The 22957-nt window shown below is 61.5% G+C and carries 25 protein-coding genes; 14 read left to right on the top strand and 11 right to left on the bottom strand.

Annotation, left to right across the window (positions count from 1 at the left end):
- A partial coding sequence (gene uraD / locus ABXR19_RS19445; protein ID WP_354602823.1) for a 2-oxo-4-hydroxy-4-carboxy-5-ureidoimidazoline decarboxylase occupies positions 1–367 on the bottom strand: 367 nt, incomplete at its 3' end.
- 211 nt (positions 368–578) lie between these two features.
- On the opposite strand from uraD, the gene uraH reads away from it, so the two are divergent.
- The 3 genes from uraH to puuE all read left to right on the top strand — a co-directional run bounded on the left by uraH (position 579) and on the right by puuE (position 3336).
- Complete coding sequence (gene uraH, locus ABXR19_RS19440; RefSeq protein ID WP_354602822.1) at positions 579–926, top strand: hydroxyisourate hydrolase; 348 nt, start codon at positions 579–581, stop codon at positions 924–926.
- A 300-nt stretch (positions 927–1226) separates the two neighbouring features.
- Positions 1227–2414 carry a urate hydroxylase PuuD gene (locus tag ABXR19_RS19435; RefSeq protein ID WP_354602821.1) on the top strand — a complete coding sequence of 396 codons (1188 nt, stop codon included), beginning with the start codon at positions 1227–1229 and terminating at the stop codon, positions 2412–2414.
- A 1-nt stretch (position 2415) separates the two neighbouring features.
- On the top strand, positions 2416–3336 hold the full coding sequence (gene puuE, locus ABXR19_RS19430) for an allantoinase PuuE (RefSeq protein ID WP_354602820.1): 921 nt from the start codon (positions 2416–2418) through the stop codon (positions 3334–3336).
- A gap of 4 nt (positions 3337–3340) precedes the next feature.
- On the opposite strand, the gene ABXR19_RS19425 is transcribed toward puuE, so the two are convergent.
- On the bottom strand, positions 3341–4789 hold the full coding sequence (locus ABXR19_RS19425) for an aminotransferase-like domain-containing protein (RefSeq protein ID WP_354602819.1): 1449 nt from the start codon (positions 4787–4789) through the stop codon (positions 3341–3343).
- A gap of 172 nt (positions 4790–4961) precedes the next feature.
- Here ABXR19_RS19425 and ABXR19_RS19420 point away from each other — a divergent pair, with 172 nt between their 5' ends.
- Positions 4962–5327: a hypothetical protein gene (locus tag ABXR19_RS19420; protein WP_354602818.1), complete on the top strand. Its 366-nt coding sequence runs from the start codon at positions 4962–4964 to the stop codon at positions 5325–5327.
- 94 nt (positions 5328–5421) lie between these two features.
- Here the strand turns inward: ABXR19_RS19420 and katG are convergent, their stop codons facing one another.
- A complete protein-coding gene (gene katG / locus ABXR19_RS19415) occupies positions 5422–7626 on the bottom strand; it encodes a catalase/peroxidase HPI (RefSeq protein ID WP_354602817.1) in 2205 nt (734 codons plus the stop codon).
- Positions 7627–8005: 379 nt separating this feature from the next.
- Between katG and ABXR19_RS19410 the strand changes: the two genes are divergently transcribed.
- From ABXR19_RS19410 to ABXR19_RS19380, 7 genes are all read left to right on the top strand, one after another.
- A complete protein-coding gene (locus ABXR19_RS19410) occupies positions 8006–8698 on the top strand; it encodes a FadR/GntR family transcriptional regulator (RefSeq protein ID WP_354602816.1) in 693 nt (230 codons plus the stop codon).
- 27 nt (positions 8699–8725) lie between these two features.
- Positions 8726–9517, top strand: coding sequence for a transporter substrate-binding domain-containing protein (locus ABXR19_RS19405; RefSeq protein WP_354602815.1), 792 nt, complete (start codon positions 8726–8728; stop codon positions 9515–9517).
- 119 nt (positions 9518–9636) lie between these two features.
- On the top strand, positions 9637–10308 hold the full coding sequence (locus ABXR19_RS19400; RefSeq protein ID WP_354602814.1) for an amino acid ABC transporter permease: 672 nt from the start codon (positions 9637–9639) through the stop codon (positions 10306–10308).
- On the top strand, positions 10305–10964 hold the full coding sequence (locus ABXR19_RS19395) for an amino acid ABC transporter permease (RefSeq protein WP_354602813.1): 660 nt from the start codon (positions 10305–10307) through the stop codon (positions 10962–10964). The genes ABXR19_RS19400 and ABXR19_RS19395 overlap by 4 nt, the downstream gene beginning before the upstream one ends.
- On the top strand, positions 10942–11673 hold the full coding sequence (locus ABXR19_RS19390) for an amino acid ABC transporter ATP-binding protein (protein ID WP_354602812.1): 732 nt from the start codon (positions 10942–10944) through the stop codon (positions 11671–11673). The genes ABXR19_RS19395 and ABXR19_RS19390 overlap by 23 nt, the downstream gene beginning before the upstream one ends.
- 45 nt (positions 11674–11718) lie before the next feature.
- Positions 11719–12723, top strand: coding sequence for an allantoicase (alc, locus tag ABXR19_RS19385; RefSeq protein ID WP_354602811.1), 1005 nt, complete (start codon positions 11719–11721; stop codon positions 12721–12723).
- A 2-nt stretch (positions 12724–12725) separates the two neighbouring features.
- Positions 12726–13223, top strand: coding sequence for an ureidoglycolate lyase (locus ABXR19_RS19380; protein ID WP_354602810.1), 498 nt, complete (start codon positions 12726–12728; stop codon positions 13221–13223).
- Positions 13224–13409: 186 nt separating this feature from the next.
- On the opposite strand, the gene dnaQ is transcribed toward ABXR19_RS19380, so the two are convergent.
- The 5 genes from dnaQ to ABXR19_RS19355 all read right to left on the bottom strand — a co-directional run bounded on the left by dnaQ (position 13410) and on the right by ABXR19_RS19355 (position 18381).
- On the bottom strand, positions 13410–14123 hold the full coding sequence (gene dnaQ / locus ABXR19_RS19375; protein ID WP_354602809.1) for a DNA polymerase III subunit epsilon: 714 nt from the start codon (positions 14121–14123) through the stop codon (positions 13410–13412).
- An 18-nt stretch (positions 14124–14141) separates the two neighbouring features.
- On the bottom strand, positions 14142–14918 hold the full coding sequence (gene tpiA, locus ABXR19_RS19370; RefSeq protein ID WP_354602808.1) for a triose-phosphate isomerase: 777 nt from the start codon (positions 14916–14918) through the stop codon (positions 14142–14144).
- Between the two features lie 75 nt (positions 14919–14993).
- Positions 14994–16355 (bottom strand): DNA repair protein RadA, encoded by a 1362-nt coding sequence (gene radA, locus ABXR19_RS19365; RefSeq protein WP_354602807.1) that lies wholly within the window; start codon positions 16353–16355, stop codon positions 14994–14996.
- Positions 16355–17422, bottom strand: a complete 1068-nt coding sequence (gene alr, locus ABXR19_RS19360; protein WP_354602806.1) for an alanine racemase — start codon at positions 17420–17422, stop codon at positions 16355–16357. The genes radA and alr overlap by 1 nt, the downstream gene beginning before the upstream one ends.
- On the bottom strand, positions 17419–18381 hold the full coding sequence (locus ABXR19_RS19355; protein WP_354602805.1) for a LysR substrate-binding domain-containing protein: 963 nt from the start codon (positions 18379–18381) through the stop codon (positions 17419–17421). The genes alr and ABXR19_RS19355 overlap by 4 nt, the downstream gene beginning before the upstream one ends.
- A 167-nt stretch (positions 18382–18548) precedes the next feature.
- Between ABXR19_RS19355 and lplT the strand changes: the two genes are divergently transcribed.
- Complete coding sequence (gene lplT / locus ABXR19_RS19350) at positions 18549–19814, top strand: lysophospholipid transporter LplT (protein ID WP_354602804.1); 1266 nt, start codon at positions 18549–18551, stop codon at positions 19812–19814.
- 10 nt (positions 19815–19824) lie between these two features.
- On the opposite strand, the gene ABXR19_RS19345 is transcribed toward lplT, so the two are convergent.
- The 3 genes from ABXR19_RS19345 to tsaB are packed head-to-tail and all read right to left on the bottom strand — an operon-like array spanning position 19825 to position 21598.
- On the bottom strand, positions 19825–20430 hold the full coding sequence (locus ABXR19_RS19345; RefSeq protein WP_354602803.1) for a uracil-DNA glycosylase family protein: 606 nt from the start codon (positions 20428–20430) through the stop codon (positions 19825–19827).
- Positions 20431–20468: 38 nt separating this feature from the next.
- Complete coding sequence (gene rimI, locus ABXR19_RS19340; protein WP_354602802.1) at positions 20469–20921, bottom strand: ribosomal protein S18-alanine N-acetyltransferase; 453 nt, start codon at positions 20919–20921, stop codon at positions 20469–20471.
- On the bottom strand, positions 20918–21598 hold the full coding sequence (gene tsaB, locus ABXR19_RS19335) for a tRNA (adenosine(37)-N6)-threonylcarbamoyltransferase complex dimerization subunit type 1 TsaB (RefSeq protein ID WP_354602801.1): 681 nt from the start codon (positions 21596–21598) through the stop codon (positions 20918–20920). The genes rimI and tsaB overlap by 4 nt, the downstream gene beginning before the upstream one ends.
- On the opposite strand from tsaB, the gene ABXR19_RS19330 reads away from it, so the two are divergent.
- Together ABXR19_RS19330 and ompR are read left to right on the top strand one after the other, a co-directional pair.
- A complete protein-coding gene (locus ABXR19_RS19330; RefSeq protein ID WP_354602800.1) occupies positions 21597–21998 on the top strand; it encodes a hypothetical protein in 402 nt (133 codons plus the stop codon). The genes tsaB and ABXR19_RS19330 overlap by 2 nt on opposite strands.
- 129 nt (positions 21999–22127) lie before the next feature.
- Complete coding sequence (gene ompR, locus ABXR19_RS19325; RefSeq protein ID WP_354602799.1) at positions 22128–22862, top strand: osmolarity response regulator transcription factor OmpR; 735 nt, start codon at positions 22128–22130, stop codon at positions 22860–22862.
- The last annotated feature ends 95 nt before the right edge of the window (positions 22863–22957 follow it).

Below are 22957 nucleotides of genomic sequence, written 5' to 3'. Positions count from 1 at the left end.
GAATGAAGGGAAAGCCGAAGCGCGCCGTGTAGCTCGCGTTCAGCGCCTGCAGCCGGGCGAACTCCGCCGGGGTGCAGGCGTCGAGCCGCGCGCCAGCCTGCTCGCGCGTCGACTCGGCGGTCAGCTCACCCGCAATCGCCGCCTTGCCGGCCAGTTCGGGATGCGCACGGATCAGGGCCAGTTGCTCGGCCGCAGTCGCCGACAACATGCTGTTGATCAAAGCGAGTTCCAGCTCCGGCAAGTCGGCAAAAGGTCGCTGCGCCCAGGCCCGCTCGGCCACCCAGGGCGAATGCTCGAACACGCCTTCGAGCATGGCGACGAAGGTAGCGCGATCAAGGCTGGACAGCGTCTGAATGGCAAGAAGCATGGGGCGGTATTTGGCTGCTGGGGTCAATCCAGATTAAGCGCAGGGCTTTGCCGCCAGCAAGGCGCTGGTGCTTATAAGCAGCCTGCGCGCAACGATATAAGCCCGCTGCTGCAAGCGCTGCGCCGCCAAGATACGCATTCACGCATAGTCTGTATGCGGCTCTTTCACCCGCACCCTCCCTACAATCAGGCTGCACTTACCGGAGACTTCCATGGGCAAACTCAGCACCCACGTTCTTGACACCGCCCACGGCTGCCCGGCCGCTGGCATGGGCTATGCATTGCACAAGGCAGGCGAAGCCCGCGCATTGTTTGCCGGGATGACGAATGCGGATGGACGTTGTGACGCACCACTGCTCAGCGACGAGCAAATGGCCATCGGCGCGTACGAACTGGTTTTCGCGGTGGGCGATTATTTCCGGGCGCGCGGCGTGGAACTGCCCGAGCCACCGTTTCTGGACAAGGTCACGCTGGCCTTCGGCATCGCCGATGCGACTGGCAACTATCACGTACCGCTGCTGGTTTCACCCTGGAGTTACAGCACTTATCGGGGGAGTTGAATATGAGTGCTGAGTGCTGAGTGCTGAGTGCTGAGTGCTGAGGAAGGATCGCTGTAGAGCCGCGTCTGTCAAGCTTCTTCAGGCATGCTGCCCGAAGAATCGCAACAGCCGGATGTTTTGGACTGTGTATGCTGAAGATCAAGGACAGGTGCGGCTCTGCAAGCATGCCCCACTCAGTCCTCAGTCCTCGCTACTCAGTCCTGCCTCGCTTTGCGAGGCATACGTGCACGACGAAATCGGGCTTAGCCGGGTCGTGTGGATGCCGCGTCAAAAGGCGTCCGGATTCACTGGAGCATCACCATGGAGCTTTCATACCTGATCGACGCGAGCAGCCTGCTGCTGCGCTGGCTGCACCTGATCGTGGGCATTGCCTGGATCGGTTCGTCCTTCTACTTCGTCTGGCTGGACAACAGCCTGAAAGCGCCGGCCGACCCGAAACTCAAGGAAGACGGCGTCGGCGGTGAGCTGTGGGCCATGCACGGCGGCGGTTTCTATAACCCACAGAAGTACGCCGTGGCGCCGAAGAAACTGCCGGACGATCTGCACTTTTTCTTCTGGCCCAGCTACACCACCTGGATCACCGGCTTCCTGCTGATCTCGATGCTGTACTACTTCCAGGCCGCCACTTACATGGTCGATCCGGCAATTTCGGCGATCACGCCCGGGCAATCGGTCGGCATTGGTCTGGCCACCCTGGTTCTCGGCTGGGTCGTGTACGACCAGCTCGCCCGCCTGCTGATCGAGCGCAGCCAGTTGCTGTTTGCGGTGATCTATGTGGCTTTCGTCGCCGCGGTCACCTACGCCCTATGTCACCTGCTCGCCGGGCGTGCCGCCTACATCCACGTCGGCGCGATGATCGCCACCACGATGAGCGCCAACGTGTTCTTCTGGATCATCCCGGCGCAGCGCAAACAGGTCGCCGCCATGCAGCGCGGCGAGGCGGTCGACCCCATGCTCGGCAAGCGGGCAAAACAGCGCAGCTATCACAACAACTACCTGACCCTGCCGGTGCTGTTCACCATGATCAGCAACCACTACGCCAGCACCTACAATCACCCACAGGCCTGGCTGGTGCTGATGCTGATCATGTTGGGCTCGGTGCTGATCCGCCATTTCTTCAACCTGCGCCACAAAGGCGTGCTGCGTTGGGAATTCCCGATCGCCGGCTTGGCCATCATCTTCGCCACGCTGGTGTGGATCGCCCCCAAACCGGCTGTCATCAATGCCGGCGAAGCGGTACCCAGCCTGAGCGAGATCACCGCTATCGCCCAAGCGCGCTGCGCTGGCTGCCACGCCGACAAGCCCACCATCATGCCCATCGCGCAAATGGGCGTGATGCTGGATACGCCGGAGCGCGTGAAACAGTTCGCCCAACGTATCAACGAGCGCGCCTTCCAGCTCAAAAACATGCCGCTGGCCAACATGACCCAGATAACGGACGAAGAACGCGCCAAAATCGGCGCCTGGTACGCCGCGGGAGCCAAGTAACATGAACACCAACTATCCGCGCGATCTGATCGGCTACGGCTGCAACCCGCCCCACGCCAACTGGCCGGGGCGGGCGAATATCGCCGTGCAGTTCGTGCTCAATTACGAAGAAGGTGGCGAGAACTCGGTGCTGCATGGCGACGCTGGCAGTGAGCAATTTCTCTCCGAACTCTTCAGCCCGCCGAGCTACCCGGCGCGCCATCAGTCGATGGAGACGATCTACGAATACGGCTCGCGTGCCGGCGTGTGGCGCATCCTGCGCGAGTTCGAACAGCGCGGCTGGCCGCTCACCGTGTTCGGCGTCGCCATGGCGCTGGAGCGCCACCCCGAGCTCACCGCCGCGTTCAAACAACTCGGCCACGAAATCGCCTGCCACGGCTGGCGCTGGATCAGCTATCAGAACGTGGATGAAGCCACCGAGCGCGAGCACCTGCAGATTGGCATGGCAATCATCGAACGCCTGACCGGCGAGCGTGCGCTGGGCTGCTATATCGGCCGCGACAGCCCGAACACGCGCCGGCTGGTTGCTGACTACGGTGGCTTCCTCTACGACAGCGATCACTACGGCGACGACCTGCCTTTCTGGCTGCCGGTGCAGAAGACGAATGGCGAAACCGTGCAGCAACTGATCGTGCCCTACACACTGGATAGCAACGACATGCGTTTCGCCCTGCCCCAGGGTTTCAGTCAGGGCGAAGATTTTTTCACCTATCTGCGCGACGCCTTTGACGTGCTCTACGCCGAAGGCGAAGACGCGCCGAAGATGCTCAGCATCGGCCTGCACTGCCGCCTGATCGGCCGGCCGGGCCGCTTCCGCGCCCTGCAACGTTTCCTCGACCATATCGCCGCGCATGACCGGGTGTGGGTGACACGCCGCGTCGATATTGCGCGGCACTGGCGCGCGCACTTTCCTGCGCCGTGAAGAGCTAGGCCAACTGGCTCCTTACAATTTCGGCCAGGCGCCGGATCGCTGCGTCGAACTCCGGCGTGAAGGGAATGCCGCAATTGATACGCAGGTAATTGTCGTAACGATCGGAGTTGCTGAAGATCCAGCCCGGCGCCACGCGCACGCCTTCACGCAAGGCAGTGTCGAAGACCGCGCGCGGATCGCGCAAGGGCGGCAACTGGATCCACAGGAGCATGCCGCCCTGCGGCATGGCGAGACGGGTGCCAGCCGGAAAGTGCGTCGCAATGCTCTCGGCCACTGCGCTGCGCCGTGCCCGCAACAGACGGCGCAAGCGGTTGAGATGGCGGTCATAAGCCGGGCTGGCCATGAATTCGCTGGCCGTCAGTTGCAGCAAGGTGTCGTTCGGCCGGCTTTGCGCGTACTTGAGCATTTTGACCCGCGCATGCCAGCGCCCGCCGCTGATCCAGCCCAGCCGCATGCCGGGCGCCAGCGTCTTGTGCAATGAGGCGCAGTGAATCACCCCACCGTCTTCATCCCACGATTTCAATGCGCGCAGCGACAACTCATCGTCACTGAGCGCGGCATAGGTGTCGTCCTCGATCAGTGCCACCTCATACTGTTTACATAGCGCCACCATCGCCGCCTTCTTCGCATCTGGCATGACGCTGCCGAGCGGATTCTGAAAGTTCGGGATCACCACCACGGCTTTGATCGGCTGCGTCTGCAGGGCCAGTTCCAGCGCCTCGACCGACATGCCGCTCTGCGGGCTGGTCGGCACCTCGATACTGCGCAAGCCGTGGCTCTGCAAAATCTGCAGCAGGCCGAAATAGCACGGCGACTCCACCGCCACGGTATCGCCGGGCTGGGTCACCGCACGCAAGGCGAGGTTCATTGCTTCGGTACACCCGTGCGTGACGACGATGTCATCGGCAATCAGGCGCATACCGCTCTCCAGCGCGCGGCGCGCCAGCACCGTACGGAAGCCCTGCTCGCCGTGCCAGGGCGTGGGGCTCACCAGCACATCGGGATGCAGACGCAGTGCCCGGGTAGCCGCGTTCTTCAGCGCCGCCGCCGGGTAGGAATCCGGTGAACCAAAAGCCTGGGCCAGATTCAGACGCAAGGAGTGCTGCTCGCAACGCGCGAGAAAATCGGATACCCGCTCATGGATGCCGAGGAACTGGGCGGCGTCGATGCAGGCCGGCAGGGCCGGCTCGCTGCTCGGCTGCAGCGCCAGACGACGCGGCCGGCAGACGTAATAGCCGGAGCGCGCCCGCGCCTCCAACCAGCCTTTTTCTTCAAGGTGGCGGCAGGCCTGCAACGCCGTACTCAGGCTGACCTGATGCAATTTGGTCAGCGAACGCACCGAGGGCATGCGATCGCCGGGCGACAAAGCACCGGATTCGATGGCGCCGAGGTAGTGAGCGGCAAGTTGCAGATAGAGCAAGGCTGGGGGGCTGGCGAGATCCATGAGCAATGTTGCTCCTTTCCGGCACAAACAGAACAGATACAGAAAGCGCGTTCTGTAACCATAACAGTTGCTTCACCACAGCGCTGATCTGCTGCACAAACTCAGCCCCTGTGCCTGCCGCCCCGTTGCTGCTAAGCCTAAGCTTCAATCAAGGATTCAACCGGAGCAGATCATGCGCAGCACCTCGAAAAAACCAGTCACCCAAAGCCCCCGCGAAGTCCAACTGGAGCGCGGTATGGGCCTCTCGGCCTATGCCCGCCGGCAGACCCGCATCGTCTGCACGGAAGGTGAAGTGGAGATCAGTGAAACCATCATGTGGGTCGGCGCCCAGCCTCTGCGCATCACCCGCCGACTGCAAGCCGGCGACGCCTGCTGCGTAGAAGAAAGTGGCTGGCTGATCCTGCGCGCCAATCAGGCCAACACCCGGCTGCAACTCGAAACCCCTGCACCAGCTGCCGCGATGATCCTTCTCGCTCAATGGGGCAACTGGCTGAGTAGCCACCTGCATTTACACAAGGGTACTGCTCAGGCGCATTGAGGGTTGGCGAGTGGAAGCGGCTCGGCAGGAGCGCAGCTAATCGTGATCAAGACCCGGGAGGGCCGGAATTCACACCCGGCCCTCCGCCGAGCCTTTACTTCAGATCGAAACGGTCCAGGTTCATCACCTTGGTCCAGGCAGCGATGAAGTCACGCACGAACTTCTCCTTGGCGTCGTCCTGGGCATAAACCTCGGCCAACGCGCGCAATTGCGAGTTGGAGCCGAAAACCAGATCGACACGGCTGGCCGTCCTTTTGACCACCCCGGTACTACGGTCGCGCCCCTCAAAACGCTGGGCGGCTTCATTGACCGGCCGCCACACGATACCCATGTCGAGCAGATTGACGAAGAAGTCGTTGCTCAGCTGACCGGCCCACTGGGTGAATACGCCATCCGGCGAGCCATCCACGTTGGCACCGAGCACCCGCAGGCCGCCAACCAGCACGGTCATTTCCGGCGCACTGAGAGTCAGGAGCTGGGCCTTGTCGACCAGCATCTCCTCGGCCGGCATGCTGTAGACCTTCTTCTGGAAATTGCGGAAGCCATCAGCCTGTGGTTCCAGCGGAGCGAAGGACTCAACGTCGGTCTGGGCCTGCGAAGCATCCATGCGGCCCGGCATGAAGGGAACATCCACCGCATGACCGGCAGCCCTGGCAGCAGTTTCAACGGCAGCCGAGCCCGCGAGCACGATCAAGTCGGCCAGCGAAACCTTCTTGCCACCGGCAGCCTCCGCGTTGAAAGCCTGCTGGACGCCTTCCAGCACGCCCAACACCTTGGCCAGTTGCGCCGGCTGGTTCACCTCCCAGTCCTTTTGCGGGGCAAGACGGATACGTGCACCGTTGGCGCCACCACGCTTGTCGGACCCCCGAAAACTCGACGCCGAGGCCCAGGCAGTAGCGACCAGCTCCGCGGTGGAGAGACCCGAAGCCAGCACCTTCACCTTGAGGACCGCGATATCTGCCGCCTCAACCAGCGGGTGATCGATAGCCGGGACCGGGTCTTGCCAGATCAGGTCTTCCGTCGGCACTTCCGGGCCGAGGTACAGAGGTTTCGGCCCCATGTCGCGGTGGGTGAGCTTGAACCAGGCGCGTGCAAAGGCATCGGCAAAGGCCTCCGGGTCCTGATGAAAGCGGCGTGAGATTGGCTCATAGATCGGGTCGAAACGCAGCGAGAGGTCTGCCGTGGTCATCATCGGAGGATGCTTCTTCACGGGATCATGCGCGTCGGGGATCAGGTGCTCGGGTTTACAGTCTTTGGCGAACCACTGCTTGGCCCCCGCCGGACTCTTGGTGAGCTCCCACTCATAACCGAAAAGCATGTCGAAGTAGCCGTTATCCCAAGTCGTGGGGTTAGGCTTCCAGGCGCCCTCGATGCCACTGGTAGTAGTGTGCACACCCTTTCCACTGCCGAACTTGTTGATCCAGCCCAGGCCCTGTTCTTCGAGAGGAGCAGCTTCGGGTTCGGGCCCGACCAGCTTGGGATCACCTGCGCCATGGGCTTTGCCGAAGGTGTGACCCCCGGCAACCAGCGCCACGGTCTCTTCGTCGTTCATCGCCATGCGGGCGAAAGTTTCGCGCACATCGCGGCCCGAGGCCAGTGGATCCGGATTGCCGTCAGGCCCTTCCGGATTCACATAGATCAGGCCCATCTGCACGGCAGCGAGCGGGTTTTCCAGATCGCGATTGCCGGAATAGCGGCTGTTGGGTTTATCGCTGGTGGCCAGCCACTCCTTCTCGGCGCCCCAGTAGATGTCTTCTTCGGGCTGCCAGATGTCGGCACGGCCACCGCCGAAGCCGAAGGTCTTGAAGCCCATGGATTCGAGCGCCACGTTTCCGGCGAGGATCATCAGATCCGCCCAGGAAATCTTGTTACCGTACTTCTGCTTGATCGGCCACAACAGACGCCTTGCCTTGTCGAGGTTGCCGTTATCAGGCCAGCTGTTGACTGGTGCAAAGCGCTGGTTGCCGGTGCCAGCGCCGCCACGGCCATCCGCCGTGCGATAGGTGCCGGCGCTGTGCCAGGACATACGGATGAAGAGGCCACCATAATGGCCCCAGTCTGCGGGCCACCAATCCTGCGAAGTCGTCATCAGTGCGCAGAGATCCTTCTTCAACGCAGTGAGATCCAGCTTCTTGAATTCTTCGGCGTAATCAAAGCCGGCATCCATCGGGCTGGAAGCGGGGGCGTGCTGGTGCAGGATGCCCAGATTGAGCTGATTCGGCCACCAGTCGCGGTTCGATTGCGAACCAGTCGTGGCGCGTGCGCCATGGCCGAAGGGACATTTCTGTTCGCTACTCATGAGTCGTTTCCTTTCCAGAGTTTATTGAGCTGCATGGACCGAGCTTAGCGGTGTCAGAGGATTTCTTCTACTGAATTACCTTCATGGACGGCATATCCATTAACTATCAAACAAAAAACAATCAAAACATAAAAACTATCGAAAATACATGTAATCACCTTCAGTCCACTACATCGGCTGAGCAGCAGCTTGGTGCATACCACTCGAAAACAAGGCTTGAATGGTGCAGACCGGGGCGCAAAAGGCTGGTCGATGCAAACTTGGCGAGGCGTCGAAACGCCCTTGCCACAAGGCCAGGCCAGGATTTATGCACATCAGTGCGCGTTCTGGCACGGCTTCTGCATTAACTGGTCAGACCAGTTAGACCAGAGCCCCTGCCGTGACCCGACTCTCCAGCTTTGCTGCACAGACCCTGCAGCGCCAGATCCACGAAGGCCATTACCCGGGCGGCAGCGCCCTGCCCGGCCAGCGTGATCTCGCCGCCAGCCTGGGCATCAGTCGTTCGGCACTGCGTGAAGCCGTATCAACACTGGAAGCGCTGGGCATGTTGCGCTCGCAAGCGGGCAAGGGCGTTTTCGTCACGGCGGGAGCGAACCGGGCGGTTAGCGAGATTCCGCTTGGCCCCTTGTCGATGTCACCGCAGGCAGTGTTCCAGTTTCGCGCCATCGTCGAGCCGGCCGCCGCCGCCCTGGCGGCAGGCCACGCAGATGCGAAAGCACGCGTGAACTTGCAAGCGATTCAGGCGCGCATGGACGCCGCCCTGCATGTGCAGGATCTGGTCGGCGCCTCCGATGCCGATCTGGAATTCCATCTAGCCATCGCCGATTACGCAGCCAACCCACTGCTCAGCTCGGCAATCCGGTCGCTCGAAGAACCCATCGCCTACAGCCTGCGCCTGCCCTTCGCCGACCCCGGCGGGACATGGGCGCCTGTCGAAGAACATCACGCCGTGCTCGCCGCGATCTGTGCCGGCGATGCGGCCGTAGCCCACGCCACCATGACCCGCCACCTGATGCACGCAGCCGCGCGCATCGGCCTTTCTTTCATTGATCTGTCTTTTGCCACGCCCTGACCGGGCATCTTGCTACAGGAGTTCGTCATGAATCGCCGCACCGTCCTACGTTTCCTCTCCACCTCCACGCTGGCCCTCGGCCTGCTCTCCAGCCTGCCCGCTCTGGCGGACGGACTCGACAACATCAAGAAGGCCGGTAGCCTGCGTGTGGCCGTGCCGCAAGATTTCCCGCCCTTCGGCACCGTCGGCGCCGACATGAAGCCGGTGGGCTACGACATCGACGCTGCCGCGCTGATCGCCAAGGAAATGGGCGTCAAACTGGAGCTGATCCCCGTCTCCAGCACCAACCGCATCCCCTACCTGACCACCGGCAAAGCCGATCTGGTGATCTCCAGCCTGGGCAAGAATCCGGACCGTGAGAAGGTCATCGATTTCACCAATGCCTACGCGCCCTTCTTCAACGGTGTCTTTGGCCCGGCGGATGCGAAAGTAGCGAACGCAGCAGATCTGGCCGGCAAGACCATCGCTGTGACACGCGGCTCGGTCGAAGATCTGGAACTCTCCAAAATCGCCCCGGCCACGGCCGTGATCAAGCGCTTTGAAGATAACAACACCACGCTCTCGGCCTACCTCTCCGGCCAGACACAACTGGCTGCAACCGGCAACGTCGTTGCCGCTGCGCTGAACGAGCGCACCAAGCTGCGCCCCCTGACACCGAAATTCCTGATCAAGAACTCGCCCTGTTTCGTTGGCGTGAACAAGGGCGAAACCGCCCTGATCGCGCGCGTCAACGACATCCTGGCCAAGGCCAAGAAAGATGGCTCGCTCAACCAGATCGCCGTGAAGTGGCTACACAACCCGCTGCCGGCTGATCTGTGAGGTGTTCGTAAGGTGGGTTCGCCGCGCTTCGGTAACCCACCCTCTGTGCGCGTGACAGAAGGCGGTGGGTTGCTGCGCGAACCCACCCTACTCCCGGCCCTCATGCCAGAAGGATCGCAATGGCCTACTCATTTGATTTCACCGCTGTCGCGCAATACCACACCCAACTCGCCGTTGGCGTGGGCTACACGCTCATGCTCACCGCAATGGGCGCGGTGTTGGGCGTGGCCATTGGCACGCTCGGAGCAGTCGTGCGCGCCTGGCGCATCCGGCCCTTCGCCCAGATTTTCGGCGTGTATGTAGAACTGATCCGCAACACGCCCTTCATCGTCCAGCTGTTTTTCATTTTCTTCGGTCTGCCAGCCCTGGGCATCCGCCTTGGCGAATTGCAGGCCGCCATGATCGCCGTGGTGATCAACCTCGGCGCGTACTCCACCGAGATCATCCGCGCCGGCATCCAGGCTATTCCGCGCGGCCAGATCGAAGCGGCCGGCTCGCTGGCCATGACCCGCGCCCAGATCTTCCGCCACGTCGTGCTCCAGCCGGCCCTGCAGAAAGTGTGGCCAGCGCTGTCCAGCCAGATCGTGATCGTAATGCTGGGCACCTCGGTGTGCTCACAGATCGCCGCCGAGGAGCTGACCTTTGCCGCCAACTTCATCCAGTCGCGCAACTTCCGCGCTTTCGAGACCTACATCGTCGTGGCCCTGATCTATCTGCTCCTGTCGATCGGCGTGCGCGCCCTGCTCAACCAGATAGGCCGGCGCTTTGTGGTGAAAAGGAGAGGCGCATGAACGAGTTCTCAATCTGGGACATCCTGCGCAACCTCGGCTTCGGCGCGCTATGGACCATCGGCCTGTCGCTCACCGCCTTCGTGCTGGGCGGCAGTGCCGGCCTGCTGGTACTCACCGCACGCATGTCAAAGAAAATCTGGGTGCAACGCGCGGCGCGCGGCTACATCGAATTTTTTCAAGGCACCCCGCTCTTGATGCAGCTCTTCATGGTCTTCTTCGGCATCGCCCTGCTGGGCGTGGATGTGCCGCCCTGGCTCGCCGCAGCACTGGGCCTGACGCTGTTTTCCAGCGCCTATCTGGCGGAGATCTGGCGCGGCTGCGTTGATTCAATCCCGAAAGGCCAGTGGGAGGCCTCAGCCAGCCTGGCAATGAGTTGGCTCGAACAAATGCGCCATGTGATCCTGCCGCAAGCCTTACGCATCGCCGTCGCGCCGACCGTGGGCTTCTCCGTGCAGATCGTCAAAGGCACGGCGGTTACCTCGATCATCGGTTTTGCCGAGCTGACCAAGACCGGCTCGATGCTCGCCAACGCCACCTTCCAGCCCTTCATGGTCTTCGGCTTTGTCGCTCTGGGCTATTTCATCCTGTGTTATCCGCTGTCGCATTACGCAGCTAGTCTCGAAAGGAAATTCCATGGAAGCCTTGGTTCGCATTGACGCGCTACACAAGTATTTCGGCAGCAACCATGTGCTCAAGGGCATCGACCTGCGCATCCAGCCGGGCGAAGTGGTCGCCATCATCGGCCGCAGCGGCTCGGGCAAGAGTACCCTGCTGCGCTCGATCAACGGGCTGGAGACTTTCGATCAAGGTCTGGTAGAGGTTGATGGTGAACGCCTGCATGCGGGGCAGACCGACCTGCGCGCCCTGCGTCAGAAAGTCGGTATGGTCTTCCAGCAGTTCAACCTGTTTCCGCATCTCACCGCTGGGCAGAACGTGATGCTCGCCCCGCAGGTGGTCAAGAAAACGCCAACTGCCGAATGCGAAACCATCGCCCGCGCCATGCTCGCCAAGGTCGGGTTGGCCGAGAAGTTCGACGCCTATCCGGATCAGCTCTCGGGCGGGCAGCAGCAACGCGTGGCGATTGCCCGCGCGCTGGCGATGCAGCCCAAGGTGCTGCTGTGCGACGAGATCACCTCGGCGCTGGACCCGGAGCTGGTCAACGAAGTGCTGGCCGTGGTGAAACAACTCGCCAGCGAAGGCATGACCCTGATCATGGTCACCCACGAGATGCGCTTTGCACGCGAAGTCGGCGACAAGCTGGTCTTCATGTATCAGGGTCGTGTGCATGAAAGCGGCCATCCGCAGGAGCTGTTCGCCAGCCCGAAAACGCTCGAGTTGCAGAACTTCATTGGCGCCATAAACTAGCCATCACCAACAATCATTAACAAGCTGTTTTCAAGGAAACCCGACATGGCTCTTGTCGCCCTCGACCCCAACGCGCCGGACTTCACGCGTCGCTGCCCCAACCTCGCTGACCCACGTCTGGGCGCAGAGGCCATCGCCTGCAGTGATGACTTCTTCGCCGACATGCAGCGCATGCTTGCCCCCGAAGATCCGGTCTTCATCCCCGGCAAGTACGACGAGCATGGCAAGTGGATGGATGGCTGGGAATCGCGGCGCAAGCGCAAACCCGGCAATGACTGGTGCATCGTCAAGCTGGCCCGCGCCGGCCAGATCGCCGGGGTGGAGATCGACACCCGTCACTTCACCGGCAACTACCCGCCCGGCGCTTCGCTGGAGGCCTGCCAATCAGCCAGCGATACGCCCGGCGCCGAGACGCAGTGGCACACCCTGTTGCCCGCCGTCGCCCTGCAAGGCAACAGCCGCCACTACCACGCCATCAACAACGTCGAGACATGGACTCATGTGCGCCTGTCGATTTATCCGGATGGCGGCATCGCCCGCCTGCGTGTGTATGCGCGACCGAACATGGAGGCAGTCAAAGCCGGCGCAGAGCTGAATCTGGCGGCAGCTATCAATGGCGCCTGGATCGTCGCCGCCAACAACGAACACTTCGGTCTGGCCGCCACCATGTTGCTGCCGGGTCGGGGCATCAACATGGGCGACGGTTGGGAAACCCGTCGTCGCCGCGAACCCGGCAATGACTGGGCCATCATCGCGCTGGCCGCGCCCGCCATCATCGAGCGGATCGAAGTCGACACCGCTCACTTCAAGGGCAATTACCCGGACAGTTGCTCGCTGCAGGCTGCACGCATGCCGGACAGCACGGAGCAAGCGCTGATCACCCAGAGCATGTTCTGGCAGGAGCTACTGGCCCCGCAGAAACTCCAAATGGACACCGAACACCGCTTTGCCAGCATCGCCACAGGGCCGGTGACGCATGTGCGCTTCAACATTTTCCCGGATGGCGGCGTGAGTCGGCTGCGTCTGTTCGGCAAGTTCGCCGGAGCATGACGATGCCGGTAATCGAAGCCCTCACCCACGCAGCTTTCGCCCCCTTCGGCGAGCTGATCGAGGCCAGCGAGGAGGTGCGCCATTACCCGATCAACGCCGGCAATACCGAGCGCTATCACGACCTCGCTCAGCTCGATGCCGGGCCAGACGGACGTCTGATCCTCAGTATCTTCCGCGCCCAGCCGCGCAGCCTGCCCTTCAGCGTGACGATGCTGGAACGTCACCCGCTCGGCTCGCAAGCCTTCGTGCCGCTATCGGGAAAGCCGTATCTGGTCGTCGTCGCAGCACCCGGGGCGAGCCCAACGGCAGCCGATCTGCGCTGCTTTCTGGCGCGTGGTGATCAGGGAGTGAATTACGCGGCCGGCACCTGGCACCATCCACTGCTGGCGCTCGATACGGTCTGCGATTTTCTGGTGCTGGATCGCAGCGGGCCCGGCGCGAACTGCGACGAGATTCTGCTGGAAAAAGCGGTCAGCATCAGCCTGCCCGGCGCGCCCTGAAGCATTCCGCAAGCAAAGATTGGATCAGGGATAGAGCCTGCCTGGAGAGGTGCATGCAGCGGGTGTCTTCAAGACATATACTGGAAGAAGTCCGCCAGTATTGGATTTGCAGCACGGCATGCCTGAGAGGCTTGCCGGGAGCGGCTTTCAGAGGATGCTCTGGATAGAACGCAAACCCGAGCTGAATCAGGCGGTGGCTTCCACCACTGGCGGCAGCCACAAACACTTGGCCTTCTTGCCAATATCCTGCAGCACCTTGCTGTGCTCAGCCAGCTCCGCTTCCGACGCACGAATGACGCGCACCGGCTTGCGTTCGCCGCTGAGTGCGATGCTCGCGGCGGATGCGGCGTCTGCCGTGTCTTCGAGGCCGATGGTCAGGCTTTCCTGCCCCCGCGTCATGGACAGATACACTTCGGCCAGCAACTCGGCATCAAGCAAAGCGCCGTGCAGGGTGCGGTGCGCGTTGTTAATCCCGTAGCGCTCGCACAGGGCGTTCAGCGAGGCCTTCTTGCCCGGGAACATTTCCTTGGCAACCTTGACGGTATCGATCACCTGCGGACACAGCACAGTGACCTTTTCGCGCCCGATCCGGTCCTGCTCCATGTTCAGGAAGCCGGTATCGAAATTGGCGTTATGAATGATCAGCTCGGCGCCGGTGACGAATTCCTCGAACTCCTCGGCAATCGTGCGATAGAGCTTCTTGTCGGACAGGAACTCATCGGACAAACCGTGGATGCGCTCGGAGTCACCGACTTCGCGCTCGGGGTTCAGATAGACGTGGTAAGTCTTGCCCGTCAGGCGGCGGTCGATCATCTCGACGCAGCCGATTTCCACCACACGGTCGGCGCCGCTGCGCCAATCCAGCCCGGTGGTTTCGGTATCGAGAAAGATCTGACGCATCAGCTGTGATCTGGAGTGTCAGGCAACGGCAGCAGGCATGGTGGCCAGCATGGCGCGATAGATGGTGACGAATTCGCGGGCATTCAGCGCCGCCGAGCCGATCAGGCCGCCATCGACATCGGGCATCGAAAAGATCGCGTTGGCATTGCTGACCTTGACCGAGCCACCGTAGATGATCGGCAGTTTTGCCGCGAATTCCTTGTCGCGGATGGCAATGCGCTGGCGCAGGAATTCGTGTTCGGTCTGGACGATTTCCGGCGTCGCAGCGATACCGGTGCCGATGGCCCAGCGCGGCTCGTAAGCCAGAATAATCTTGTCGTGAGCGGTACGGATGTAGCCAAAAGCCGCATCCAGCTGGCGCCCGAGCACTTCGTGAGTGCGCCCGGAATCGCGCTCTTCGGCGGTCTCGCCGACACAGATCACCGGAATCAGGCCGGCATCAATCGCCGCCAGCGCCTTGCGGCCCATCAGGCCGTCGTTTTCGCCCTGATACTGACGCCGCTCGGAGTGACCAATGATGGCGTAACTGCCACCCAGCTCCTTGACCATCAGCGGCGAGGTTTCGCCGGTGTAGGCGCCCTGCAGGTGGTCGGAGACGTTCTGCACGCCGATGCCGACACCGTAGTCCTTGGTCAGCTCAGCCAACTGAAAAAGATAGGGAAAGGCGGGACACACAACCATGGTCGCGCGCTCGTCCGGCTGCGGCAGTTCCGCGCGCAGGCTCTCGATCAAAGCCTTGTTGCTGGCGAGATTGCCGTGCATCTTCCAGTTGCCGATCAGCCATTTCTTTTTCATGTTCAGGTTTTCCGAGTGTCAATCTGAATTATTGATGCGGCGCGAGCTTACCTGCCAGCCGCGTCACAAACAAGGTCATAGTTCGCGCAAAGCCGATAATGCCTGCTCAATGCGATCCACCGCCACCACGCGCATCCCTGCAATCGCCTGCTTCGGCTTGTTGCTGCTGGGGATCAGGGCGAGCTCGAAACCAAGCTTGGCGGCCTCTTTCAAACGCTCTTGGCCGCGCGGGGCCGGCCTGATTTCGCCGGCCAGACCGATTTCACCAAATACGATCAAACGCTTGGGCAGTGGACGCCCGGTCAAGGACGAGACAATCGCCAGCGACACGGCCAGATCGGCAGCGGGCTCCGAAATCCGCACCCCACCGACGGCGTTGATGAACACATCCTGATCGGCGCACTGAATGCCGGCGTGGCGATGCAGCACCGCCAGCAGCATGGCCAGACGATTCTGCTCCAGACCGACCGACAGACGCCGCGCATTGCCATGCGCGCTGTCGACCAGTGCCTGGATTTCAACCAGCAGCGGGCGCGTGCCCTCCTGCGTGACCAGCACACAGGACCCCGGTACCGGTTGTTCGTGCTGGGACAGGAACAGCGCTGAGGGATTGCTCACCCCGCGTAGTCCCTTCTCGGTCATGGCAAACACGCCCAGTTCATTGACAGCGCCGAAGCGATTCTTGATGGCGCGCACCAGACGGAAACTCGAATGCGTATCGCCCTCGAAGTACAGCACGGTATCGACGATGTGTTCGAGGACACGCGGCCCGGCCAGAGTGCCATCCTTGGTCACGTGCCCGACCAGAATGATGCACATGCCGGAGGCCTTGGCGTGGCGCGTGAGCTGCGCGGCGCATTCACGCACCTGCGCGACCGAACCGGGCGCGGACTGCAGCACCTCGGAATACATGGTCTGGATCGAGTCGATCACCGCCACGTTGGGCTTGTTGTCACGCAGGGTCGCGAGGATCTTTTCGAGCGAGATTTCCGGCAGCAGCGGCATGTCGCCGGCTTCAAGCTGCAGGCGGTGCGCGCGTAACGCGATCTGTTCGGAGGACTCCTCACCGCTGACGTAAAGCACCTTCTGGCGCGGCCCGAGGCTGGCCAGCGCCTGCAAGAGCAGAGTCGACTTGCCGATACCAGGATCTCCGCCAATCAGCACCACCATGCCAGACACAAGTCCGCCGCCAAGCACGCGATCCAGCTCATCAATCCCGGTCGGCACACGCGGCGATTCGCGCGGATCTATCTCGGACAGTTTCTGCAGCTTTCCCGCACCGGCCGCCAGCGCCGCAAAGCGCCCGCCTGTAGAAGTCGTCTCGGCCACACCTTCAACCAGCGTGTTCCACTGCTCACAGCCGGGGCATTGGCCTTGCCACTTCGGGCTCTGGCCACCGCATTCGGTGCACACGTAGAACGTTCTTGCCTTGGCCATCAGGCGTTTACCACCGGCACGCGGCCCGCCAAAGCACAAAACAGCTCGTAGCTCACGGTACCCGCTGCCGTTGCCACCTCATCGGCAGGCAAACCTTCGCCCCACAGCGTCACGCTGCCTCCAATACCTGCATTCAGCCCCGTCAGATCGCATGCCAGCATGTCCATCGACACCCGGCCCAGCGTGCGGGTGCGCTGACCATTAACCAAGATAGGCGTGCCCGTCGGGGCGTGACGCGGATAACCATCTGCATAGCCACAGGCCACCGTAGCAACGCGCATCGGCCGATCTGCCGTGAAAAGCGCGCCATAGCCGACGCTATCGCCGGCCTGCAGATCCTGCACACCAATGATGCGGCTGGCGAGCGTCATCACCGGGCGCAGTCCGATGTCCGCAGCTGTCTGCAGATCGGGCATGGGCGAGCCGCCGTAAAGCATGATGCCGGGGCGCACCCAATCGAAATGTGCATGCGGATAACGCAGCAAGGCGGCAGAGTTAGCGACACTGCGCGGCAGCCCGGCCGGCTCCGCGACGGCATTGAAACGCGCAAGTTGTTCATCTATTCCCGTGCCATCAGCACAGGCAAAGTGCGTCATCACACTGATCTGACGAGTCTTGCCGCTGGCACACAGACGTGCCAGCACTTCCGGCAGGCGCTCGGGCTGAAAGCCCAGACGATTCATACCGGTATTGAGCTTTATCGCAACATCCAGTGGCTGTTCGACTTCTGCCAGCTCCAGCAGGCGCAGCTGATCTTCGCAATGAATCGCCGTGCCGATGCGGTTCGCGCAGGCCATCTGCAGATCTATTTCGGCAAAGAAGCCTTCCAGCAGCATGATCGGCTGGCTGAAACCTGCGCTGCGCAGACGCATCGCTTCGCCGATTTCCAGCAAGGCAAACCCATCCGCCACATTCCGCAGCGCCTCGGCACAAGGCAGCAAGCCGTGACCATAGGCGTTGGCCTTGACGATGGCCCAAGCCCGCGCGCCCGGCGCGCGGGCCTTGGCAAGCAGGTAATTGTGGCGAAAAGCGGCGGGGTCAATGCGCGCCAGAATCGGCCGGGTCATGAATGGGTAGAAGGGTTTGCCGTGTCCGAATGCGCAACGACCTCGGCCGGCGGCCCCTCAACACGCTCCATGTTGGTAAACATGCTCACCGCAAACTCGGCAAAAGTGGAATGCAAGCGCGAGCGGAAGCGATCCTTGGGCACCAGTACATTCAGCGAGGAGAACAGCCGCGGCTCCAGCGAGATGCCAACCAGACCGCGATTGTTGTAATCATTCAGCGCGGCTTTGGCAACGATGGCAAAGCCCAGCCCCTGTTTAACCAGATGCAGGATGCTGGGCAGCGAACCCAGTTCGGCACGACGATTGAGAGACTCCGGCGGCACGCCGTTGGCGCGGAAAAAATCTTCTGCCAAAGCGCGGATGGCCGCCCCCGGGTCACGGTCAATAAAAGGATGGCCCTGCAAATCGCTGGCCTTGAACGAGCTGGCAGCAGCCAACTCATGCCCTTGAGCCACGATCACCAACAGTTCATCCTGACAGGCCAGCGTGCATTCCAGCGCAGGATCTGAGGCCTGCTTTTCCACCAGCCCCACATCCAGTTCGTGGGCGGCGACGCGGTTCTCGATGTTCTCGGAGTTGGCCACAAACACGCGTGGAATCACGCGCGGGTGCTTCTTCATGAATTTGTCGAGCAGCATTGGCAGCCAGTAGCCGGCAATGGTCTGACTGGTGCCGATGGTCAACACGCCGGTCAACTCGTCCGTCAGCTCGGCGATGCGGGTCTCCATCTCGTCCGACAGGCCCAGGATGCGCTCTGCGTAGGCGAAGACGATGTCGCCGGCAGGTGTCAGGGTGACCCGGCCATGGCCACGATCCAGCAGGCGGGTATTGAATTGCTCTTCCAGCTGCTTGATCTGAAACGTAACCGCCGGCTGAGTCATGTACAAAGTTTCAGCGGCACGGGTAAACGAGCCGTGCTTGGCTACGGCATGGAACACTTGCAATCTGCGATCAGCCATTACCCACCCCTTTATAAAGCTTGTTTATCATTCTACAAAAAACATGGAAGCGAGGCCAGTATTGCTTTGCAGCATCCGACCCAAGCGCGCGCGCTCCGACGCCCGGTCGAAGTGGTGTGGTATAAAGGCCGCCCACAGGTCGTATCGAAAGACCGCAGAGGACATTCATGGGTTTGGGTTTCTATATTGTCATGGCGGCGCAGTTTTTCTCCGCGCTGGCAGACAACGCCTTGCTGATCGCCGCAATCTCGGTTCTGCTTGATCTGAACGCGCCAGCCGAACAGGTTCCCCTGCTGAAGTTCTTCTTCACTTTTTCCTATGTAGCCTTGGCTGCCTTCGTAGGTGCGTTTGCCGACTCCATGCCGAAATGGCGAGTGATGCTGATCAGCAATACGATCAAAATTTTCGGTTGCGCCCTGATGTTTCTGGATCTGCACCCGCTGGCGGCCTATGCCGTGGTCGGACTAGGGGCTGCCGCGTACTCACCTGCCAAGTACGGCATCCTGACCGAAATGCTGCCCGCCTCGAAGCTGGTTGTTGCCAACGGCTGGATCGAGGGGCTGACCGTCAGCGCCATCATTTTCGGCACCCTGCTGGGCGGCATCCTGATCCGCCCGGAACTGACCCAGTGGGCGTTCAACCACGGTCTGCCAAGCTTCGGCCCCTTCTTCAACAGCCCGACTGATGTCAGCATCCTGTTCATCGGTGTTCTGTATCTGATCGCCGCAATTTTCAATTATTACGTCCCCGACACAGGCGTCGATCACAAGCCGCTGAAAAACGACCCGATTTTTCTGATCCGCGAATTCGGCCACTGCGTCAGCCTGCTCTGGCGCGACAAGCTCGGTCAGATCTCTCTCTCGGTCACGACTTTGTTCTGGGGCGCAGGCGCAACCCTGCAATTCATCGTGCTGGATTGGGCTTTTTCCAATCTCGACATGAAACTGTCTGATGCCACCAACCTGCAAGGCGGGGTGGCCTTTGGCGTGGCGGTCGGCTCGGTGCTGGCGGCCAAATTCGTCAGCCTGCGCAATTCGGCCAGCGTCATCCCGCTGGGGATCGCGATGGGCTTGTGCATGATCATCATGGTCTTCATTCACAACCCGGTTGTAGCGGGGGTGCTGATGCTCAGTGTCGGCGCGCTGGCAGGCTTCTTCGTCGTACCGATGAATGCGTTGCTGCAACACCGTGGTCACGTGCTGATGGGTGCCGGGCACTCGATTGCGGTGCAGAATTTCAACGAAAACTTGAGCATCCTGGTGATGACCGGGCTGTATGCGCTGCTGGTCAAATCAGGCTTGGCAGTGAATATCGTGATCGTGGTTTTCGGCCTGTTCATTGCCGTATCGATGCTCTTGATCAAACGCTGGCACGAAGCAAACCAGCGCGAATTCGACTCACTGGCCTTGCTAGACAACCACAAGCATCAATAGCCGAGCACGTTCAGGCGAGCTGATCCTGAGCCAGACACAGATCTTCCCAGACGCGCGCCTTGCGCTCCGGATGGCTGAGTAAATCGGCCGGATCCTCGCTCACGATCAGCGGCGCATCCTCATAGCGGAGCACGCGCCCGCGACACTCATCAACATCTAGCTCGCCCAGCAAGCCTCGCGCTGCGCCCTTCCCCAGCGCCACGATCAGGCGCGGCTTGATCTGTTCGACAGAAAACGCCTGCCCCGCATCGACGAGGAGCACGTTTTCACCGCGCTTCAGACCGATCGCAGAGAGCATGGCATCCAGCAGTTTCGCGGCCTGAGGTATCAACGACGCGACGCCATCAGCCACGAGCAAGCAATCCACTCGTGGCGACACATGCTCTGGAAGCCGCACTGGGCGGACTTCTTCAGCCTCCCTGCCTGAAGAGGCTTGTGCAGGTTCGCCGAGCGATGATGCATCCTCAAGAGCCACGGCAGGAGCGGCTCTTTGGGCTGCCTGTGATTCATCCTGTTTTTCGCTCAAGCCGCTGGCTGCTGCGGGCTCGGCAACACGCAGGCGCCACAAGGGCTTGATCCCCATCTCGGCGAGAATGGCCTCTTTCTGATTACTCATCACGCTGGGTCCCTGAAAGATTCATTCACAAGTTTCATTCACAACTCGCGCCGCATCACGATGGCGTCCTCACGCAGGCCATCGGCATCCGGGTAATAGCCACGCCGTCGCCCGATTTCGCTGAAACCACGCTTGCCGTACAAGGCTTGTGCCACCCGGTTGGAGGCGCGAACCTCCAGAAACATCTGACTCGCCGCAGCCTGTCGTGCGCGCGCGACCACATGCTCCAGCAAACGCGCACCGAAACCCTGGCCCTGCCAGCGCGGACGGACTGTGATAACCAGCAGATGCGACTCATCCATGATCGCCAACAGCACGGCATGGCCAATCAACACCCCTTCCCGGCGCAAGACCCAGCTGCTGTAACCCGCATGCAGCGAATCGGCAAACAGCGCGCGACTCCAGGGAAATTGTGCGCTCTCTTTTTCGCTAGCCACCACCGCATCCAGATCTTCCAGCTGCATCGGTGCAAAGACCAGTTCTGCGCTCACGCCTTGCCTCCGGCCGCCAGACGTTCCGCCACCGTGAAAGCCACACGATCACGCACATACAGCGGCGCCAGCAAGGCGGTGTCGATCCATTCGATTTGACTGGCGAGTTCGGCCACGGCCTGCGCTGTCGGCACGGCGTCCGGCGCTGCCAGATGAACTGTTTCACCCAGACAGGCTGCGGCTTCTTGTGCATAAGCGCGCAAAGCCGAGCCGGCACCAAACCAGCCAAGCGTAGCAGGCAACGGCATGGCTGTTGGAGCAACACAAGCGGGAGCAATCACTTCGATCCAGCGTCCGGCTTCGCGCTGATAGGCTGCGACATAAGCCTCGCTCATGCGCGCATCCATGGCGCAATACACCTGATCGGCAAGCTGCCCTTGGGCCAGCGCCAGCAGGCTACACACCGGCGCCACCGGCAAAGCGGCCCCCAGCGCCAGCCCTTGCGTCACGCTGCACGCCAGACGCACGCCCGTAAAAGCACCGGGACCAATGCCACAGGCGATAACATCCAGTTGAGATAAACCGATCCCTGCCTCGGCGAGCAGCCGTTTAAGCGCAGGCAACAACACCGCAGAATGTGCGGGCGGGCTCGGCAAGGTGATCGCGCGCACTTCGCCCTCGTACAGCAAGGCCAGCGAAGCGATATCGGTGGAAGTTTCCAGCGCCAGAATTTTCATGGCGCGAATTCTACCCCAGCGCCGCGGACAGACCGCTGCGCCAGAAGCAGGATCAGCGTCGATAGGCCTCGCGCATTTCCTCGCGCAGACGTTGTCGCTCGTCGGGCGTCAGTCGCCGCAAGCCACGCGGGCGCTCAACATTCTCTGGGTCACGCTCGGCACGCCGACGCGGCGATGCTTCCTGCTGCCGCAACATTTCCTGACGGAAAGCCTGCATGCGCTCACGGCGCTGACGAAAATCCTCACCTTCACTGGCTTCACGAGCTTGACGCCCGGGCCCGAGGCCGCGCCCCTGCCCGCGCTCATTCGGCTGCGCAGCCGCAGCGGCGCAGATCAGACAAGCCAGAAGGAAAAGGACGGGTTTCATAGCTGGTTCAACAGAGGCGGTTGCGGTGACTGAAGTATCACCCAAGGCACCTACTGGGTGCAGTCAGGAGTTGTAAGCACATGTTTCCAGTCGTGCCGATTCCAACAATTACTCACCATTTCCTGTTGTCCATTCAGGCCCTGAGCACTTAGGATGCAATCCATGGAAAAAGAACGCCACCGCATTCTCGTCGTTGACGACGACGCCCGCCTGCGCAACCTGCTTGAGCGTTATCTCGAAGAACAGGGTTTCGCTGTCAAGGCTGTCGCTGACGCAGCCTTGATGGATCGCGCCCTGACCCGCGAACACTTCGATCTGCTGGTGCTCGACCTGATGCTGCCGGGCGAAGACGGCCTGTCCATCTGCCGGCGCCTGCGGGGTGGGGAAAACAGCCTGCCTATCGTGATGCTCACGGCGCGCGGCGATGAAGTTGACCGCATCATCGGGCTTGAAATGGGCGCAGACGATTACCTGCCGAAGCCCTTCAACCCGCGCGAACTCGTCGCACGCATTCACGCCGTGCTGCGCCGCCGGCCACGCAGCCAACCCGGCGCGCCGACGGAAAGTGACAGCGTCGTCAGTTTCGGCCAGATCGAAGTCGATCTGGGCGCTCGACGGTTAAGCCGCAAGGGTGAGGACCAGCCACTGACAACTGGCGAATTCGCCTTGCTCAAGGTGATGCTCCAGCATCCGCGCGAGCCTTTGTCGCGCGACCGCCTCATGGAACTGGCGCGCGGGCGGGAATACGACGCCTTCGACCGTTCGATTGATGTGCAGATGTCACGCCTGCGCAAGTTGATTGAAGACGAACCCACCAAGCCGCGCTACCTGCAAACCGTGTGGGGCTTCGGTTACGTTTTCGTGCCTGATGGCAGCTGCGCAAAAACCATCAAATGAGCCGGACCGTGATCTCGCGCCTGCCTTGGCCGCGCACCCTGCTGTGGCGCAGCTTCCTGCTGATCGCCTTGCTGCTGGGCGCCTCGCTGCTGGCC

Origin of the sequence: Uliginosibacterium flavum (assembly GCF_040566545.1) — a bacterium.
Lineage (GTDB): Bacteria > Pseudomonadota > Gammaproteobacteria > Burkholderiales > Rhodocyclaceae > Uliginosibacterium > Uliginosibacterium flavum.
Note: the sequence above shows the minus strand (reverse complement) of the source record. Positions and strands in the feature narration are given on the sequence as shown.